The sequence below is a fragment of the Melaminivora jejuensis genome, assembly GCF_017811175.1.
Taxonomy (GTDB): Bacteria; Pseudomonadota; Gammaproteobacteria; order Burkholderiales; family Burkholderiaceae_C; genus Melaminivora; species Melaminivora jejuensis.
Window position 1 is genome coordinate 2,497,540 of the sequence record NZ_JACWIJ010000002.1, and the last position, 16,375, is coordinate 2,513,914.

The window sequence follows — 16,375 nt, forward strand, 5'->3', positions numbered from 1 at the left end:
GGTTTTCAGCCGCCGCGTTGCGAAAGGCGCGGCTCGGCGACGCCGGCAGCGCGGTTGAGAAGCATCAGAGTCAGCGGGCCGGCCTGGCCATCGGGCGTCAGGCCCTGCTCGCTCTGGAAGCGGCGCACGCGCGCGCTCGGGTCTGCCTCGCCGGAGTCCGCATTCCTGCGCCCGGCCCGGGGCGATTGGTCGGCGCCTTGCTGCCTTGCAGACGTGCCAGCTGCTGCTCCAGCCAGATGGCAGCGGCGCTGCCGGCGGGCGGCGTGCCGGATGCCGGCCAGCCGGCGGGCGCACGCCACAGCGTGGCCAGGCCGCCTTGCCACAGCGGCGTCAGCTCGGCCAGCGGCACGCTCAGCCGGGCGCCGCCGGCGCCGGCCAGCAACGCCTGCTCGCCATCAAGCGCCAGCAGGGCCAGCACCCGCACCACACTGCCAGCGCCGGGCGGCTGCAGGGTCAGCAGCGCCGGGCGGTCGAGCTGGCGCAACTGTGCCAGGCTGGAGCGGCGCGTGCGCCAGCAGCGCAGGTCGCTGCGCGCCAGGGCGGCGCAGATATCGGCGGCATCGGGCGGCACACTCGCCTGCCAGGCGCGCGCCAGCTGGCCCCAGCCAGCGGCCTCCCCTGCGCCGGCCTCGGGCTGGGCGGCCAGCCATTGCGCCAATGCGGAGGGCGGCGGCGCCCCGTCCTCCTGCCCCTTGCCCGCTGGCGCACCGGCATCCGGGGCCGCAGCGGATACCGCACTGGCAGCTGCCGCACTCGCCTTCGGGCTGCCGATTGCTGCCGCTGTCTGTTGCCCGGTGCCACCGGGAACACGCCAGCCCAGGCCCCAGCCAAGTGCCGCCACCAGCGCCGCACCCGCCAGCGCCCCGGCACCCACAGCGCGCCATGCCGGGCGCGCCGGCGCCACGCGGTGTGCGCCGCCGAAGACCTCCCGGGCGGCCCGGCGCAGCGTGGCCGGGCGCACTTCGCGCTCGCCCCGGCTATAGGCGCCCAGCAGCGCGCGGTCGCACAGCACATTGATGCGCCGGGGCACGCCGCCGCTGAGGGTGTGGATCAGCGCCAGGGCGCGCCGGTCGAAGGGCAGCGGGCCGCGCAGTCCGGCCACGGCCAGGCGGTGGGCGACGTACTGCGCCGTCTCCGCACGGCTGAGCGCCTGCAGGTGGTAGCGCGCAATCACGCGCTGCGCCAGCTGCTCCAGCTGCGGCTGCGCCACCAGCGCGCGCAGCTCGGGCTGGCCGATCAGGATGATCTGCAGCAGCTTGGCCTCGCTGGTCTCCAGGTTGGTCAGCAGGCGCAACTGCTCCAGCACTTCAGGCGCCAGGTTCTGCGCCTCGTCGATGACCAGCACGCTGGTGCGCCCGGCAGCGTGCGCGCGCAGCAGGAATTCATTGAGCGGGTCGATGCAGTCCTTGACGGTCTCCAGGCCGTGCGCCGCAGGCGGGCGCGCCACGCCGAACTCGTCGCAGATCGAGCGCAGCAGCTCGACCACGGTCAGGCGCGGATTGAAGATATAGGCCACGCTGCAGCTGTCCGGCACCTGCTCCAGAAAGCAGCGGCACACGGTGGTCTTGCCGGTGCCGACCTCGCCCGTGAGCAGCACGAAGCCGCCGCCCGCCTGCAGCCCGTACAGCAGATGGGCCAGCGCTTCGCGGTGGCGCTCGCTCATGAACAGCAGGCGCGGATCAGGCGCGATGGAAAACGGCGGCTGCTCCAGGCCGAAAAAGGGGGCGTACATGGGAGTGAGGATAGTGCTGCGGGCCAGAGCGGGGCGGCATGTCGGCCAAAGTCGCATCATCAGGGTTTGATCCCTCAGGATTAACCCCTAAATTGTCGTTGGGTGGACAAGATAACGTCAAAGTCGTTCCTACCATTGCGGCCAATCCGATTGCGAAACGCCTTGGGCATACGCCGACACAGGTGCTCGCTAGCCCCCGAACCCGACAGGAACCGGAAATGACGACCACGTTCCCCCACCTGCTGCAGCGCCATGCTGCCGAGCGCCCGCAGGCGACGGCGCTGCGCGAAAAAGAGTACGGCATCTGGCAGACCTGGAGCTGGCAGCAGGCTGCCGCCGAAGTGCGTGCCATGGCCTGCGGCCTGCTGTCCCTGGGCTTCACGCGCGGCCAGAACCTGGCGCTGATCAGCGACAACCGGCCCCACGTCTATATGGGCTTTCTGGCCGTGCAGAGCGTGGGCGGCGTGCCCATCCCGCTGTACCAGGATGCCGTGGCCACCGAGATGGGCTTCGTCATGCAGGACGCCAGCATCGATTTCGCCTTCGCCGAGAACCAGGAGCAGGTGGACAAGCTGCTGGAGGTGCGCGACAGCGTGTCCGGCATCCGCAACATCATCTATGACGACCCGCGCGGCCTGCGCAAGTACGACCAGCCGGGCCTGATCAGCACCGAGCAGCTGGTGGCGCGCGGCACCGAATGGGATCGCGCCAACCCTGGCGTGTTCGATGCGCTGCTGGGCGGCATCAAGGGCACGGACGTGTCCGTCATCCTCTACACCTCGGGCACCACCGGCAAGCCCAAGGGCGTGTGCCTGACGCACGAGGCCTTTGCCGGCTCGGCGCGCGGCGGCGTCGAGGTGGACAGGCTCAACCCCTCGGACAACGTGCTGTCGTACCTGCCGCCGGCCTGGGTGGGCGACCACCTGTTCTCGTTCGCGCAGTGGATGGTGGCCGGCTTCACCATCAACTGCCCGGAGTCGGCCAGCACCGTCTCCATCGACATGCGCGAGATCGGCCCGAGCTACTACTTCGCGCCGCCCCGGGTGTTCGAGGGCATGTTGACCTCGGTGTCCATCCGCATGGAGGACGCCGCACCGGCCAAGCGCTGGCTGTTCGACAAGTGCATGGCGCTGGCGCGCCGCGTCGGCTCGGACATCCTGGACGGCAAGAGCGTGGGCGGCCTCGATCGCCTGAAATACAAGCTGGCCGACCTGGCCATCTACGGGCCGCTGCGCAACGCCATGGGCCTGTCGCGCATCCGCGTGGCCTACACGGCGGGCGCGGCCATCGGGCCGGATCTGTTTCGCTTCTTCCGCTCCATCGGCATCAACTTGAAGCAGCTGTACGGCCAGACCGAGACCTGCGCCTACGTCTGCCTGCAGCGCGACGGCCAGGTGCAGCTCGACAGCGTGGGCCAGGCGGCACCGGGCATCGAGCTGAAGATTGCCGACAACGGCGAGGTGCTGGTCAAGGGCGTGTCGGTGCTCAAGGAGTACTACAAGCGCCCGGACGCCACCGCCGAGGTCATCGACGAGAACGGCTACTTCAAGACCGGCGACGCCGGCATCATCGACTCGCTGGGCCAGCTGCGCATCATCGACCGCGCCAAGGACGTGGGCAAGATGGCCAGCGGCGCCATGTTTGCGCCCAACTACATCGAGAACAAGCTCAAGTTCTTCTCGCACATCAAGGAAGCGGTGTGCTTTGGCAACGGCAAGGAGCAGGTCTGCGCCTTCATCAACATCGACTACGAGGCCGTGGGCAACTGGGCCGAGCGCCAGGGCATCCCCTACGGCGGCTATGTCGATCTGGCCTCCAAGCCGCAGGTGCTGCAGCTGATCGCCGAGTGCGTGGGCAAGGTCAACGCCGACCTGGCCGCCGAGGACGGCATGGCCGACACCCAGGTGGCGCGCTTCCTGGTGCTGCACAAGGAGCTCGACCCCGATGACGACGAGCTCACGCGCACGCGCAAGGTGCGCCGGGGCTTCATCGCCGACAAGTACGGCGTGCTGGTCGAGGCGCTGTACGCAGGCAAGACCGAGCAGTTCATCGAGACCCAGGTCAAGTTCGAGGACGGGCGCACCGGAGCCGTGAGCGCCACGCTCAAGCTGGTGGACGCCAAGACCTGGCCGGCCAACACGCGCGCCGCCGCCTGACACACGAGAGCAGCACACCCATGACCAGCAAGAAGATCGGCGATGTCGTCCTGGACATCAAGAACATCAGCCTGCGCTTTGGCGGCGTGAAGGCCCTGACGGACATCTCGTTCAACGTGCGCGAGCACGAGATCCGCTCCATCATCGGCCCCAACGGGGCCGGCAAAAGCTCGATGCTCAACTGCATCAACGGCGTCTATACGCCCACCGAAGGCTCGATCACCTTCCGCGGCAAGACGTTCGCCAACATGAACAGCCGCCAGGTGGCCGAGATGGGTGTGGCGCGCACCTTCCAGAACCTGGCGCTGTTCAAGGGCATGAGCGTGATCGACAACATCATGACCGGGCGCAACCTGAAGATCAAAAGCAACCTGTTCCTGCAGGCGCTGCGCATCGGCCCGGCGGAGCGCGAGGAGATCCGCCACCGCGAATTCGTCGAGCACATCATCGACTTCCTGGAGATCCAGGCGCACCGCAAGACGCCCGTGGGCCAGCTGCCCTACGGCCTGCAAAAGCGCGTCGACCTGGGCCGGGCCCTAGCCATGGAGCCGCAGGTGCTGCTGCTCGATGAGCCCATGGCCGGCATGAACGTCGAGGAAAAGCAGGATATGAGCCGCTTCATCCTGGATGTCAACGACGAGTTCGGCACCACCATCGTGCTGATCGAGCACGACATGGGCGTTGTGATGGACATCAGCGATCGTGTCGTGGTGCTGGACTACGGCAAGAAGATCGGCGACGGCGCACCCGAGGAGGTGCGCAACAACGAAGACGTGATCCGCGCCTACCTGGGCGCCGGGCATTGAAGGCGCAAGCGGAGACAACGCAATGGCATTCTTTCTGGAAACCTTCACTGGCGGCCTGATGGCCGGCATGCTCTACGCCCTGGTGGCGCTGGGCTTCGTGCTGATCTTCAAGGCCTCGGGCGTGTTCAACTTCGCGCAGGGCGCGATGGTGCTGTTCGCCGCCCTGGCCATGGCTCGCTTTGCCGAGTGGATCCCGCAATGGACTGGCCTGGACAACAAGATCGTGGCCAACGTGCTGGCCTTCATGATCGCCGCCGCCATCATGTTCGTGGTCGCCTGGGCCATCGAGGGCCTGGTGCTGCGCCACCTGGTCAACCAGGACGCAGCCACGCTGCTCATGGCCACGCTGGGCATCACCTACTTCATGGAAGGCATCGGCCAGGCGCTGTTCGGCAGCGAGATCTACAAGATCGATGTCGGTATGCCCAAGGATCCGGTGTTCGTGCTGGAGTCGGTGCTCGACGGCGGCGTGATGATCAACCAGGAGGACGTGATCGCTGCCGTCATCGCCGCCGCGCTGGTCGTCGCCCTGTCCATCTTCTTCCAGAAGACCACCACCGGCCGGGCGCTGCGCGCCGTGGCCGACGACCACCAGGCGGCGCAGTCCATCGGCATTCCGCTCAACCGCATCTGGGTCATCGTCTGGTGCGTGGCCGGCATCGTGGCCCTGGTGGCCGGGATGATCTGGGGCTCCAAGCTGGGCGTGCAATTCACGCTGACCACGGTGGCCCTGCGGGCGCTGCCGGTGGTCATCCTGGGCGGCCTGACCTCGGTGCCCGGCGCCATCATCGGCGGGCTGATCATCGGCGTGGGAGAGAAACTCTCCGAGGTGTACCTCGGCCCCTTCGTCGGCGGCGGCATCGAGATCTGGTTCGCCTACGTGCTGGCGCTGGTGTTCCTGCTGTTCAGGCCGCAGGGCCTGTTCGGTGAAAAAATCATTGACCGTGTGTGACAGGCCGTCGCAACGACTGAGGAGAAACCATGTTCTATCGTGAAAACGGCCAGTTCAAGACCAGCTACCGCGCCGACCAGCAGGTCTTCCCCATCCTGCAGGACAAGATCGCCATCTGGGCGCTGGTGGCCGCCTGCTTCGTGGTCGTGCCCATGCTGGCGTCCGACTACTTCTACCTGGCCATCCTGATCCCGCTGGTCATCATGTCGCTGGCGGCGCTGGGGGTGAACATCCTGGTGGGCTACTGCGGGCAGATCTCGCTGGGCTCGGGCGCCTTCATGGCGGTGGGGGCCTACGGCGCCTACAACTTCGTGGCCCGCATCCCCGACATGCCGCTCATCCCGGCGCTGATCCTGGGCGGGCTGTGCGCCACCTTCTTCGGCATCCTGTTCGGCCTGCCCAGCCTGCGCGTCAAGGGCCTGTACCTGGCCGTGGCGACGCTGGCCGCGCAGTTCTTCGCCGACTGGATGTTCCTGCGCGTCAAGTGGTTCACCAACGACTCGCCCTCGGGCTCGGTGTCGGTGAGCAACCTGCAGGTCTTCGGCATCCCGATCCAGTCGCCCCAGGCCAAGTACCTGTTTTGCCTGCTGGTGCTGGTGGTGATTGCCATCCTGGCCAAGAACCTGGTGCGCAGCGCCATTGGCCGCGAGTGGATGGCCATCCGCGACATGGACGTGGCCGCCAGCGTGATCGGCATCCGCCCGATGTACGCCAAGCTGTCGGCCTTTGCCGTCAGCTCCTTCATCGTCGGCGTGGCCGGCGCGCTGTGGGGCTTCGTCCACCTGGGCGCCTGGGAGCCGGCTGCCTTCTCGGTGGACATCTCCTTCAAGCTGCTGTTCATGGTCATCATCGGCGGGCTGGGCTCCATCATGGGCAGCTTCTTCGGCGCGGCCTTCATCGTGGTGCTGCCCATCGTGCTCAGCCAGCTGCTGCCGGCGCTGGCGGCCCTGGTGGGCGTGGAGATCTCCACCGCCGGCGTCTCGCACGCCGAGTTCATCATCTTCGGCGCGCTGATCGTATGGTTCCTGATCGTCGAGCCGCACGGTCTGGCCAAGCTGTGGTCCACCGGCAAGCAGAAGATGCGCGTGTGGCCTTTCCCGCACTGATGGCGCCAGCGCCCGCGATGCCCCCCGCAACTGCCTGCCTGGCCACGGTCTTGAGCATGAAATCGGCCTCAAACCCTTGCCAGGCAAGCCCAGGCAGCTCACTTTTTTCGCTCATCACGCAGGCTGCTGCGTGACCCTCCGCCTCTCAACAGAAGGAATGCAACCATGAAATTCACCCGTCTGGCCCTGGCTGTCACGCTGGCCGCCGCTGGCGCCGGCTTCTCCGCCAGCGCCTCGGCGCAGGCCGCCAACGAACAGTTCTTCCCGCTGCTGTCCTACCGCACGGGCGCCTACGCCGCCTACGGCATCCCATGGGCCAACGGCAAGCTGGACTACATCAAGCTGATCAACGCCCGCGACGGCGGCGTCAACGGCGTCAAGATCACCTACGAGGAGTGCGAGACCGCCTACGCCACCGACCGCGGCGTGGAGTGCTACGAACGCCTCAAGACCCATGCTGGCGTGGCCGTGGTCGAGCCGCTGGCCACCGGCATCACCTTCGCGCTGACCGAAAAAGCCCCCGTGGACAAGATCCCGCTGATGACGCAGGGCTACGGCCTGTCCATCTCGCAGGACGGCACGGCCTTCCCCTGGAACTTCCCCTTCCTGGGCAGCTACTGGACGGGCGCGGACGTGCTGATCCAGCACATCGGCGCCAAGGCCGGCGGCCTGGACAAGTTGAAGGGCAAGAAGATCGCCTACGTCTATCACGACAGCCCGTTCGGCAAGGACGCCATCCCGCTGCTGCAAAAACGCGCCGAGATGCACGGCTTCGAGCTGCAGCTGATGCCGGTGACGGCCCCCGGCGTGGAGCAGAAATCCACCTGGCTGCAGGTGCGCCAGAGCCGCCCCGACTACCTGATGCTGTGGGGCTGGGGCGTGATGAACACCACGGCGCTCAAGGAAGCGCAGGCCACCGGCTTTGCACGCGACAAGATGTACAGCGTCTGGTGGGGCGGCACCGAACCAGCGGTGCGCGACGTGGGCGACGGCGCCAAGGGCTTCAACGCCCTGTCGCTCAACGGCCACGGCACGTCCTACAAGGTCGTCCAGGACATCCTCAAGCACGTCCACGACGCCAAGCAGGGCTCGGGCCCGCGCGACGAAGTCGGCAGCGTGCTGTATGTACACGGCGTCATCACGCAGATGCTGGCCATCGAGGCCATCCGCACGGCGCAGGAAAAGTTCGGCAAGGGCAAGGTCATGACCGGCGAGCAGATCCGCTGGGGCATGGAAAACCTCAAGATCGACCAAAAGCGCCTCGACGAGATGGGCTTTGGCAACGTCATGCTGCCCATGGCCACGAGCTGCTCCAACCACATGGGCTCGTCCTCGGCGCGCATCCACACCTGGGACGGCAAGAAGTGGAACTACTCGTCCGACTGGTACCAGGCCGACGACAAGGTGCTGGGCCCGCTCATCAAGGAGCACAGCGACAAGTACCTGGCCGACAAGAAACTCACCCGCCGCACCGACTGCAAGTGAGCAAAGACTCACGGTGAGCCGCGCGATGGGTGTGCGCACCCATCGCGCAAGGTGCAACTTCCAACCGAGAGAGCAAGGAGATAGACATGAAATTCACCCGTTTGGCCCTGGCTGCCACGCTTGCCGCAGCGGGCGCCGGCTTCGCCGGCAGCGCCCTGGCGCAGGCCCAGGAGCAGTTCATCCCGCTGCTGTCCTACCGCACCGGCCAGCTGGCCCCGCTGGGCATTCCCTGGGCCGATGGCAAGCAAGACTATCTCAAGCTGGTCAATGCCAAGGGCGGCATCAACGGCGTCAAGATCACCTACGAGGAGTGCGAGACGGCCTATGACACCAGCCGCGGCGTCGAGTGCTACGAACGCCTCAAGGGCAAGGGCGGCGGCGCCGCCGGCTTCGACACCCAGTCCACCGGCATCACCTTCGCCGTGACCGACAAGGCGCCCGCCGACAAGATGCCCGTCATCACCCCCGGCTACGGCCTGTCGCAGTCCGCCGACGGCAAGGTCTTCGAGTGGAACTTCCCGCTGCTGGCCAACTACTGGACGGGCGCCGACGCCGTCGTGCAAGACATTCTCAAGCAGGAAAAGGGCAGCCTGAAGGGCAAGAAGATCGCCTTGGTCTATCACGACTCGCCCTATGGCAAGGAGCCCATTCCGCTGCTGCAAAAGCGCGCCGAGAAGGAAGGCTTTGCGCTGCAGCTGCTGCCCGTCACGGCCCCCGGCGTGGAGCAAAAGGCCACCTGGCTGCAGGTGCGCCAGAACCGCCCCGACTACGTGATCCTGTGGTCGGCCGGCGTGATGACGCCCACGGCCATCCGCGAGGCGCAGGCCACGGGCTTTCCGCGCGAGAAGATGTATGCCGTGTGGTGGGCCGGCTCGGATCACGATGTGAAGGACATCGCCGGCGCCAAGGGCTACAAGACCGTGACCATCCACAACACGGCCGAGCACGACAAGATCCACGACGAGATCAAGGCCCAGGTCTATGACAAGGGTCAGGGCACGGCCAGCGATGTCCGGGAACTCGGCGCCATGGCGCACACGCGCGGCATGGTGATCGCCATGCTGCAGGTCGAGGCCATCCGCACGGCCCAGGAAAAGTACGGCAAGGGCAAGTACATGACGCCCGAGCAGGTGCGCTGGGGCCTGGAGAACCTGAACCTGACGCAGGAGCGCCTCAACGAGCTGGGCTTCGGCAAGATCCTGAGGCCCATCAAGACCAGCTGCGAGAACCACCTGGGCACCGACTGGCAGCGCATCGCCCAGTGGAACGGCAGCAAGTGGGAAGTCGTCTCGGACTGGTACCAGGCCGACCAGTCCCTGGTAGCCCCGCTGGTGCAGGAGTACGGCGCCAAGTACGCCAAGGACAAGAACATCAAGACCCGCACCTGCAACTGAGACAGAGGCACTGCGCGTGATGCGCTGGGCATTTTGCGAAATGCCCAGCGCACGGCGCACCCTCCATCGCACATCGCACAACGCATCACGCACAACGCCCCACGGTGACCCCATGACCGACAATCGCCCCGCCCACGCCCCCACTCCCGCCGCGCCCGTGCTCATGGTCAACGGCATCGAGGTCATCTACAACCACGTGATCCTGGTGCTCAAGGGCGTTTCGCTGCAACTGCACGAGCGCGGCATCGTGGCGCTGCTGGGCGGCAACGGCGCGGGCAAGACGACCACGCTGCGGGCGATTTCCAACCTGCTCAAGGGCGAGCGCGGCGAAGTCACCAAGGGCTCCATCGAACTGCGCGGCGAGCAGATTCAGAACCTCAGCCCCGCCGACCTGGTGCGCCGGGGCGTGGTGCAGGTCATGGAAGGGCGCCACTGCTTTGCCCACCTGACCATCGAGGAAAACCTGCTCACCGGCGCCTACACGCGCACCGACAAGGCCGAGATCGCGCGCAATCTGGAGAAGGTCTACAACTACTTCCCGCGCCTGAAGACGCGGCGCACCAGCCAGGCGGCCTACACCTCGGGCGGCGAGCAGCAGATGTGCGCCATTGGCCGCGCGCTGATGTGCAACCCCTCCATCGTGCTGCTGGACGAACCCTCCATGGGCCTGGCGCCGCAGATCGTCGAGGAGGTGTTCAACATCGTCAAGGATTTGAATACCAAGGAAGGCACGACCTTCCTGCTGGCCGAGCAGAACACCAACATGGCGCTGAAATACGCCGACTACGGCTACATCATGGAAAGCGGGCGCATCGTCATGGACGGCCCGGCGCAGGAGCTGGCCAACAACGAGGACGTCAAGGAGTTCTACCTGGGCGTGGGCGGCGGCGAGAGAAAGAGCTTCAAGGACGTCAAGAGCTACAAGCGCAGGAAGCGCTGGCTGGCCTGAGGGGCCAGGCCGAACCACCCTCGCAAACACTCACATTTTCATAGCTGCTTGCCCTTGTCAGCAAAGGGTTGGGGGCTGTTTTTGCCAAAATTTCCAATCCGGAGGAACACAGCATGAGCACGACAAGCTTCTACGACGCCCTGGAGACACGCAGCAGCGCCGAGCGCGAGGCCGCCTTCATGGCGGCACTGCCCCAGCAGGTCGCGCACGCCCGCCAGGCATCCCGGGCCTTCGCCCAGATCCTGGCCGATGCCGATCCCCAGGCCGTCACCAGCCGCGCGGCGCTGGCGCGCCTGCCGGTCACGCGCAAGTACCAGTTGGCCGAGCGCCAGCAGGAGCAGCGCGCCAGCGACCCCTTCGGCGGCTTTGCCACCGCAGGCTTCGGCACCGACATGCCGCGCGTGTTCTCCAGCCCCGGCCCGCTGTACGAGCCCGAGGGCCGCACGCCCGACTACTGGCGCATGGCGCGCGCGCTGTACGCAGCCGGCTTTCGCGCCGGCGAGCTGGTACACAACTGCTTTTCCTACCACTTCGTGCCGGCCGGCTCGATGATGGAGTCCGGCGCCCACGCGCTGGGCTGCACGGTGTTCCCGGGCGGCACCGGCCAGACCGAGCAGCAGGTGCAGGCCATGGCCGACCTCAAGCCGGCGGGCTACATCGGCACGCCGAGCTTTCTGAAGATCATCGTCGAGAAGGCGCGCGAGATGGGCGTGCCGCTGCCCAGCCTGAGCAAGGCGCTGCTGTCGGCGGAAGCCCTGCCGCCGTCGCTGCGCGAGTGGTTCGGCGAGCGCGGCATTGCCGCCTACCAGGCCTACGGCACGGCCGACCTGGGCTCGATCGCCTACGAGACCGAAGCGCGCGAGGGCCTGGTGCTCGACGAGGGCGTGATCGTCGAGATCGTGCGCCCGGGCACGGGCGATCCGGTGCCCGAGGGCGAGGTCGGCGAGTTGGTGGTGACCACGCTCAACCCCCTGTACCCGCTGATCCGCTTCGGCACGGGCGACCTGTCGGCGGTGCTGCCCGGCCAGTGCCCGACGGGGCGCACCAACACCCGCATCAAGGGCTGGATGGGGCGGGCCGACCAGACCACCAAGGTGCGCGGCATGTTCGTGCATCCGGGCCAGATCGCCGCCGTGACGCAGCGCTTTCCGCAGGTGCAGCGCGCCCGCCTGGTGGTCAGCGGCGAGATGGCCAGCGACCAGATGGTGCTGCGCGTGGAAACCACCGAGACCGCGCCCGGCCTGGCCCTGCAGTTGCAGGAAGCCCTGCGCGAAGTGACCAAGCTGCGCGGCGAGATCGAGATGCTGCCCCCGGGCAGCCTGCCCAACGACGGCAAGGTCATCGAGGACGCGCGCAGCTACAAGTGAGCAAGTGAGCGAACGGCGCGCATGGCGCGCGCCGGCGCTCACCAGATGACGTCGTGCTCCTCGGCGGCGCTGCGGCGCAGCATGTCGATGAAGGGTGTGGCGCGCTGGCGCAGCGTCACCGGATCGCGCGCCGGGGCGTCGCCCTCCTGCGCAGCAGCCTCGTCGGCATCGGCGGCCTGGCCGCGCTCGCGCGCTGCCGCCTCCTCGGCGGCCACGGCAGCCTGTAGGGCCTCGATGGCTGCCGGAATCTGCGCCACGGTGATGATGCCGTGCGGCTCCTCGCCCTTGCCGACGATCTTGAGCAACTGGCGCGCATTGGCCTCCAGCATGATGACGTCGGCAGTGGCGCGGGACTTGAACTTGTAGAGCATGGGAACCCCTGGGTTGGAAACGGCGATGGCCCGAGGATAAGCCGGCACACCTCAGCCGCCTGCCGCCGGCGCGCCCTGGTACATGTAGGAACGATTGAAGGGATAGTCGCCTTGCGCACCACGCAGGGCGCCGTGCTCGACCTGGCCGCTGGGGCGCTGGGCCACGATCTGGTGCAGCGCAATCCAGCCGCGCTCGAAGGCCAGGGCGCAGCCGGCCAGGTACAGGCGATAGGCCCGCAGGGCGCGCGCGCCCTCCTCCAGCCCATGCTGGGCGGCCAGGATGGCCAGCGCCGCGTCCTGGCGCGCCTCCAGCGCATCCGACCAGGCCCACAGCGTGCGCGCGTAGTGCGGGCGCAGGTTTTCCGTGTCCACCATCTCCAGCCCGCTGCCGGCCAGGTGCTGCAGCGCGGCGCTGATGTGCAGCAACTCGCCGCCGGGAAAGATGTAGCGCTCGATGAAGTCACCCAGGCCTGCGCCCAGGCCATCGTTGTCCAGGCCGCCCGCCGTGATGCCGTGGTTCATCAGCAGGCCGCCCGGGCGCAGCAGCCGCTGCACGGCGGCGAAGTAGCGCGGCATCTGCGCACGGCCCACATGCTCGAACATGCCCACCGAGGCAATCTTGTCGAAGGGCTGCGCCACCTGCAGCTCGCGCCAGTCCAGCAGCAGCACCTGCACCCGGCCCGCCAGGCCGCGCTGCTCGATCTGCTGTTGCACGTGCGCATGCTGGTTGCGCGACAGGGTGATGCCGCTGGCCTGGACGCCGTAGTGCTCGGCCGCCCACAGCAGCAGGCCGCCCCAGCCGCAGCCGATATCCAGGAAACGCTCGTGCGGGCGCAGCAGCAGCTTTTTGCAGATGTGGTCGAGCTTGGCCTGCTGCGCCTGCTCCAGCGTCATGCCGGCCTCGCGGTAGTAGGCGCAGGAATAGACGCGCCGTGCGTCCAGCCACAGCGCGTAGAAATCATCCGACAGGTCGTAGTGGAAGCGGATGCTGCGCGCATCGCCGGCCAGCGTATGCGCCGCCCTGGAGCGCGAGCGCGCCAGCACGCGCTGCCACCAGCCCATCTGCACGTCGCGCGCCGGATCGAGGCGCAGCAGCGCCGCCGCCGCCGCCATGAGCTGGCGCATATTGCCCTCCAGCGCCACGCGGCCCTCGACGATGGCCGCACCCACGTTGCCGATCTCGCCCATGGCCAGCGCCACCAGCGCCATGCGATCCTGGACGCGCAGGCGCACGTCAGCATCGGGCCGGCCCAGCAGGGTGCCGCCCGGCAGCTCCACCGCCACGCCCACGGGCGACAGGGCCAAGCTTTCTTCCAGCGAATTCAGCAAGTTCTTCATCCCATGTCCTCCGGCCAACTCTGGCAGCGCGCCCACGGTAGCGCTGGCGCCTTCAGGGGGTTGCAGGGGCGGCTGCGGTTGGCTGCTGGTGCGCTGTGCGTTTGGCGTGCGGCGCACCGGCTTGCAGGAGCGCGCGCCAGCAGCAGCAACTGGCATTCTTGGAGCCACCCCAGGCTGGGTCAATGGCCACTGGCCGACAACCCGGCAAGGCCTTGGCTGACATGGGCATCGCCGCCGACGCCAGCGAAAATAGCCATGAAAAACGGCTTTTACCCTTGTCCAGCAAGCGCTTTCAGCTATTCAATCGCGAGCATGAGAACCGATATCCGGCCGCTGCACCTGGCATCCGGGCAGGCTTTTCGGGTAAGCCGGGCCAGCTATGGCCTAATAGCGGGCTTTCGTCTTTTTTCTTATCGTCCTCAGGAAACCACCATGGGCAACAAAATCGTCACCGAAGCCGACCGCAAGGCCACTCCCCGTCCCACCCCCCTGCCCGGCACGTCTCCGGTGCGCCATGGCCGTGGCCAGCGCATCAGCCTGGAGCGCGGCGTGAACACGCACCACAAGAAGAACCCCGGCAAGCGCCATCGCTGATCGGCCAGCGCCGGCACCGCTTCCAAGCCCTCCCTGCGAGGGCTTTTTCATGCGCTGCCGCACAATCGCGCCACCGCCCACGCCTGCGCCGCAGCCACGGCCACCCCGACTGCCATGTCCGATACCCCCGCGCGCCCCGTGACCGAAGACGCCCCGTCCCTGTACCGCTGGCTGGCGCAGCAGGCCGCGCCAGGCACGGCCCTGACAACGCTGCACATCGGCGGCTCGCACAGCACGCTGGCCAGCGGCATGGCGGGCAGCGCGCCCCTCATGCAGCGCACGCTCGACCTGGGCGCACGCGTCCTCGCCACCACCCGTTTTGCCGGCGACGAGCCGCAGCCGCACGAACTGCAGGCGGCGGCGCAGGCGGCGCAGGCCGTCTTCGCGCCACTGCGCCAGCGGCTGGCGCCCCACTCCCGGCTCTACAGCGCCGACAGCGGCATCCGCCGCATCGCCCTGGCGGCCGGCCTGCCGGCGCAGCCGGGCATGGAACTGCCGCTGGCCAGCATCGAGGCCGTGTTCCAGCGCCTGCTGGGCCAGGCACCGCCGGACGCGGCTGGCGCTGCCCCGCCCCTGCCCGGCGAGGGCCGCTTCGCCGCTGCCGTGCTCATCCTGCGCGCGGCCCTGCTGGCGCTGGGCTTCGAGCGCATCCACCTGCGCTCGGACGCGCTGGCCTGAAAGAATGTGAACGGATCGCCCAGGCCCGCCAGACCCGCGCCTGGCCGGCACTGCGCCGCCCTGGCCTGCGCCGCCGTGCTGCTGGCGGGCTGCGCCCAGACCGGCGATGCGCTGGGCTACTACTGGCAATCGCTGCGCGGGCACCTGGACATCCTGCAGGCCGCGCGGCCCCTGCCCGAGTGGCTGGACGCTCCCGACACACCCGAGCCGCTGCGCCAGCGCCTGCGTCTGGCGCAGCAGGTGCGCGCCTTTGCCAGCGCACAGTTGGCACTGCCGGACAACGCCAGCTACCGCCGCTACGCCCGGCTGCCGCGCAGCGCCGCCGTGTGGAACGTGGTGGCCGCGCCACCGTGGTCGCTGCAGCTGCATACCTGGTGCTTTCCGGTCACGGGCTGCATCGGCTACCGGGGCTATTTCGATCAGGCCGCCGCGCAGGCCGAAGCCGCGCGGCTGGCGCGCACCGGGCTGGAGGTGAACGTCTATCCGGTGCCGGCGTACTCCACGCTGGGCTACAGCAACTGGCTGGGCGGCGATCCGCTGCTATCCACCTTCATCGGCTGGCCCGAGGGCGACTTCGTGCGCCTGCTGCTGCACGAGCTGGCGCACCAGGTGGCCTACGCCAGCGGCGACACGCCGTTCAACGAGTCCTACGCCAGCGCCGTCGAGCGCCTGGGCGTGCGCCAGTGGCTAGACGCCCATGCCGACGCCGCCACGCGCAGCGCCTGGGAGCGCAGCGAACAGCGCCGCCAGCAGTGGCGCGAGCTGACCAGCGCCACACGCGCCCGGCTGGCGGCGCTGTATGCCTCCCCGGATCAAGAGCCAAATTCGGCGCAAACCCTTGACCAGCAAGCGCTGGCAGCTATGAAAAAAGAAGTTTTTGCCGAGTTTGCCGCCGCCTACGCCCGGCTGCGCGCCGGCTGGCTGGCGGCAGGCGTGGCGCCGGCACAACTGGCCGGGCTGGATCGCTGGGTGGCCAGCGCCAACAACGCCAGCTTTGCCGCACAGGGCGCCTACGACGACCAGGTGCCGGCCTTCCTGGCGCTGTTTGCCCAGCTCGGCGGAGACTGGCCGCGCTTTCATGCCGCCGTGCAGGCGCTGGCCCGGGCGCCGGCGCCCGAGCGCGAGGCGCAGATGCGCCAGCTCAGCCGCGCAGCGACTCGATGAGGTCGATGTACTGCTGCTTGGCCGCGTCGGCGTCCGTGCCCTTGAGCTTTTCCCAGGCGTCCCACTTGGCGCGGCCCACGATGTCGGAAAAGCTCGGCTTCTTGTCCTGGTTGTCGCCGACCGTGGCCTGCTTGTACAGGGCGTAGATCTTGAGCAGCGTCGGGTTGTCCGGGCGCTCGCTCAGGTTCTTGGAATTGGCGACGGCGGCCTCGAAGGTGGCGTTCAGATCGGACATGGGTGGCTCTCTCCTGGGTACAAGAATGGGAAGGCGCCAGTGTAGTCA

The 16,375-nt window shown here is 67.9% G+C and carries 16 protein-coding genes; 11 read left to right on the top strand and 5 right to left on the bottom strand.

Annotated features, from left to right (window positions below):
• Positions 1 to 5 precede the first annotated feature (5 nt).
• Complete coding sequence (locus IDM45_RS18270; RefSeq protein ID WP_411828419.1) at positions 6 to 128, bottom strand: peptidoglycan-binding protein; 123 nt, start codon at positions 126 to 128, stop codon at positions 6 to 8.
• Positions 98 to 1,732, bottom strand: a complete 1,635-nt coding sequence (locus tag IDM45_RS11760) for an AAA family ATPase (protein WP_325168975.1) — start codon at positions 1,730 to 1,732, stop codon at positions 98 to 100. The genes IDM45_RS18270 and IDM45_RS11760 overlap by 31 nt, the downstream gene beginning before the upstream one ends.
• A 218-nt stretch (positions 1,733 to 1,950) precedes the next feature.
• Here IDM45_RS11760 and IDM45_RS11765 point away from each other — a divergent pair, with 218 nt between their 5' ends.
• From IDM45_RS11765 to IDM45_RS11800, 8 genes are all read left to right on the top strand, one after another.
• Positions 1,951 to 3,888: an AMP-dependent synthetase/ligase gene (locus tag IDM45_RS11765; protein WP_209423005.1), complete on the top strand. Its 1,938-nt coding sequence runs from the start codon at positions 1,951 to 1,953 to the stop codon at positions 3,886 to 3,888.
• A gap of 20 nt (positions 3,889 to 3,908) precedes the next feature.
• Entirely contained in the window at positions 3,909 to 4,694 is a 786-nt protein-coding gene (locus IDM45_RS11770) for an ABC transporter ATP-binding protein (protein WP_209423006.1), read from the top strand.
• Between the two features lie 22 nt (positions 4,695 to 4,716).
• On the top strand, positions 4,717 to 5,646 hold the full coding sequence (locus tag IDM45_RS11775) for a branched-chain amino acid ABC transporter permease (protein ID WP_209423007.1): 930 nt from the start codon (positions 4,717 to 4,719) through the stop codon (positions 5,644 to 5,646).
• Between the two features lie 29 nt (positions 5,647 to 5,675).
• Complete coding sequence (locus IDM45_RS11780; RefSeq protein ID WP_209423008.1) at positions 5,676 to 6,752, top strand: branched-chain amino acid ABC transporter permease; 1,077 nt, start codon at positions 5,676 to 5,678, stop codon at positions 6,750 to 6,752.
• 165 nt (positions 6,753 to 6,917) lie between these two features.
• The gene (locus IDM45_RS11785) at positions 6,918 to 8,237 is read left to right on the top strand and encodes an ABC transporter substrate-binding protein (protein ID WP_209423009.1); all 1,320 of its coding nucleotides are present in this window, start codon (positions 6,918 to 6,920) and stop codon (positions 8,235 to 8,237) included.
• Between the two features lie 86 nt (positions 8,238 to 8,323).
• Positions 8,324 to 9,631 carry an ABC transporter substrate-binding protein gene (locus tag IDM45_RS11790; protein WP_209423010.1) on the top strand — a complete coding sequence of 436 codons (1,308 nt, stop codon included), beginning with the start codon at positions 8,324 to 8,326 and terminating at the stop codon, positions 9,629 to 9,631.
• A 112-nt stretch (positions 9,632 to 9,743) separates the two neighbouring features.
• Positions 9,744 to 10,580, top strand: a complete 837-nt coding sequence (locus tag IDM45_RS11795; protein ID WP_209423011.1) for an ABC transporter ATP-binding protein — start codon at positions 9,744 to 9,746, stop codon at positions 10,578 to 10,580.
• 113 nt (positions 10,581 to 10,693) lie between these two features.
• Complete coding sequence (locus IDM45_RS11800; RefSeq protein ID WP_209423012.1) at positions 10,694 to 11,947, top strand: phenylacetate--CoA ligase family protein; 1,254 nt, start codon at positions 10,694 to 10,696, stop codon at positions 11,945 to 11,947.
• Between the two features lie 38 nt (positions 11,948 to 11,985).
• On the opposite strand, the gene IDM45_RS11805 is transcribed toward IDM45_RS11800, so the two are convergent.
• Complete coding sequence (locus IDM45_RS11805; RefSeq protein WP_209423013.1) at positions 11,986 to 12,318, bottom strand: DUF1840 domain-containing protein; 333 nt, start codon at positions 12,316 to 12,318, stop codon at positions 11,986 to 11,988.
• A gap of 51 nt (positions 12,319 to 12,369) precedes the next feature.
• Positions 12,370 to 13,656: a class I SAM-dependent methyltransferase gene (locus tag IDM45_RS11810; RefSeq protein WP_209423014.1), complete on the bottom strand. Its 1,287-nt coding sequence runs from the start codon at positions 13,654 to 13,656 to the stop codon at positions 12,370 to 12,372.
• Between the two features lie 432 nt (positions 13,657 to 14,088).
• Here IDM45_RS11810 and IDM45_RS11815 point away from each other — a divergent pair, with 432 nt between their 5' ends.
• The 3 genes from IDM45_RS11815 to IDM45_RS11825 all read left to right on the top strand — a co-directional run bounded on the left by IDM45_RS11815 (position 14,089) and on the right by IDM45_RS11825 (position 16,092).
• Positions 14,089 to 14,250 (top strand): hypothetical protein, encoded by a 162-nt coding sequence (locus IDM45_RS11815; RefSeq protein WP_209423015.1) that lies wholly within the window; start codon positions 14,089 to 14,091, stop codon positions 14,248 to 14,250.
• 114 nt (positions 14,251 to 14,364) lie between these two features.
• Positions 14,365 to 14,928, top strand: a complete 564-nt coding sequence (locus IDM45_RS11820) for a hypothetical protein (protein ID WP_209423016.1) — start codon at positions 14,365 to 14,367, stop codon at positions 14,926 to 14,928.
• Positions 14,929 to 14,988: 60 nt separating this feature from the next.
• Positions 14,989 to 16,092: an aminopeptidase gene (locus IDM45_RS11825; RefSeq protein ID WP_209424103.1), complete on the top strand. Its 1,104-nt coding sequence runs from the start codon at positions 14,989 to 14,991 to the stop codon at positions 16,090 to 16,092.
• On the opposite strand, the gene IDM45_RS11830 is transcribed toward IDM45_RS11825, so the two are convergent.
• On the bottom strand, positions 16,070 to 16,327 hold the full coding sequence (locus tag IDM45_RS11830) for an acyl-CoA-binding protein (protein ID WP_209423017.1): 258 nt from the start codon (positions 16,325 to 16,327) through the stop codon (positions 16,070 to 16,072). The two genes, IDM45_RS11825 and IDM45_RS11830, sit on opposite strands and share 23 nt — an antisense overlap.
• Between the last annotated feature and the right edge of the window lie 48 nt (positions 16,328 to 16,375).

Excerpts from the sequence above, each read along its gene's own strand:
- IDM45_RS11810 (WP_209423014.1), bottom strand. The coding sequence starts at position 13,656 with ATGAAGAACTTGCTGAATTCGCTGGAAGAAAGCTTGGCCCTGTCGCCC.
- IDM45_RS11780 (WP_209423008.1), top strand. The coding sequence starts at position 5,676 with ATGTTCTATCGTGAAAACGGCCAGTTCAAGACCAGCTACCGCGCCGAC.
- IDM45_RS11815 (WP_209423015.1), top strand. The coding sequence starts at position 14,089 with ATGGGCAACAAAATCGTCACCGAAGCCGACCGCAAGGCCACTCCCCGT.
- IDM45_RS11800 (WP_209423012.1), top strand. The coding sequence starts at position 10,694 with ATGAGCACGACAAGCTTCTACGACGCCCTGGAGACACGCAGCAGCGCC.
- IDM45_RS11790 (WP_209423010.1), top strand. The coding sequence starts at position 8,324 with ATGAAATTCACCCGTTTGGCCCTGGCTGCCACGCTTGCCGCAGCGGGC.
- IDM45_RS11770 (WP_209423006.1), top strand. The coding sequence starts at position 3,909 with ATGACCAGCAAGAAGATCGGCGATGTCGTCCTGGACATCAAGAACATC.
- IDM45_RS11805 (WP_209423013.1), bottom strand. The coding sequence starts at position 12,318 with ATGCTCTACAAGTTCAAGTCCCGCGCCACTGCCGACGTCATCATGCTG.
- IDM45_RS11765 (WP_209423005.1), top strand. The coding sequence starts at position 1,951 with ATGACGACCACGTTCCCCCACCTGCTGCAGCGCCATGCTGCCGAGCGC.
- IDM45_RS11830 (WP_209423017.1), bottom strand. The coding sequence starts at position 16,327 with ATGTCCGATCTGAACGCCACCTTCGAGGCCGCCGTCGCCAATTCCAAG.
- IDM45_RS11785 (WP_209423009.1), top strand. The coding sequence starts at position 6,918 with ATGAAATTCACCCGTCTGGCCCTGGCTGTCACGCTGGCCGCCGCTGGC.
- IDM45_RS11760 (WP_325168975.1), bottom strand. The coding sequence starts at position 1,732 with ATGTACGCCCCCTTTTTCGGCCTGGAGCAGCCGCCGTTTTCCATCGCG.
- IDM45_RS11775 (WP_209423007.1), top strand. The coding sequence starts at position 4,717 with ATGGCATTCTTTCTGGAAACCTTCACTGGCGGCCTGATGGCCGGCATG.
- IDM45_RS11820 (WP_209423016.1), top strand. The coding sequence starts at position 14,365 with ATGTCCGATACCCCCGCGCGCCCCGTGACCGAAGACGCCCCGTCCCTG.
- IDM45_RS11795 (WP_209423011.1), top strand. The coding sequence starts at position 9,744 with ATGACCGACAATCGCCCCGCCCACGCCCCCACTCCCGCCGCGCCCGTG.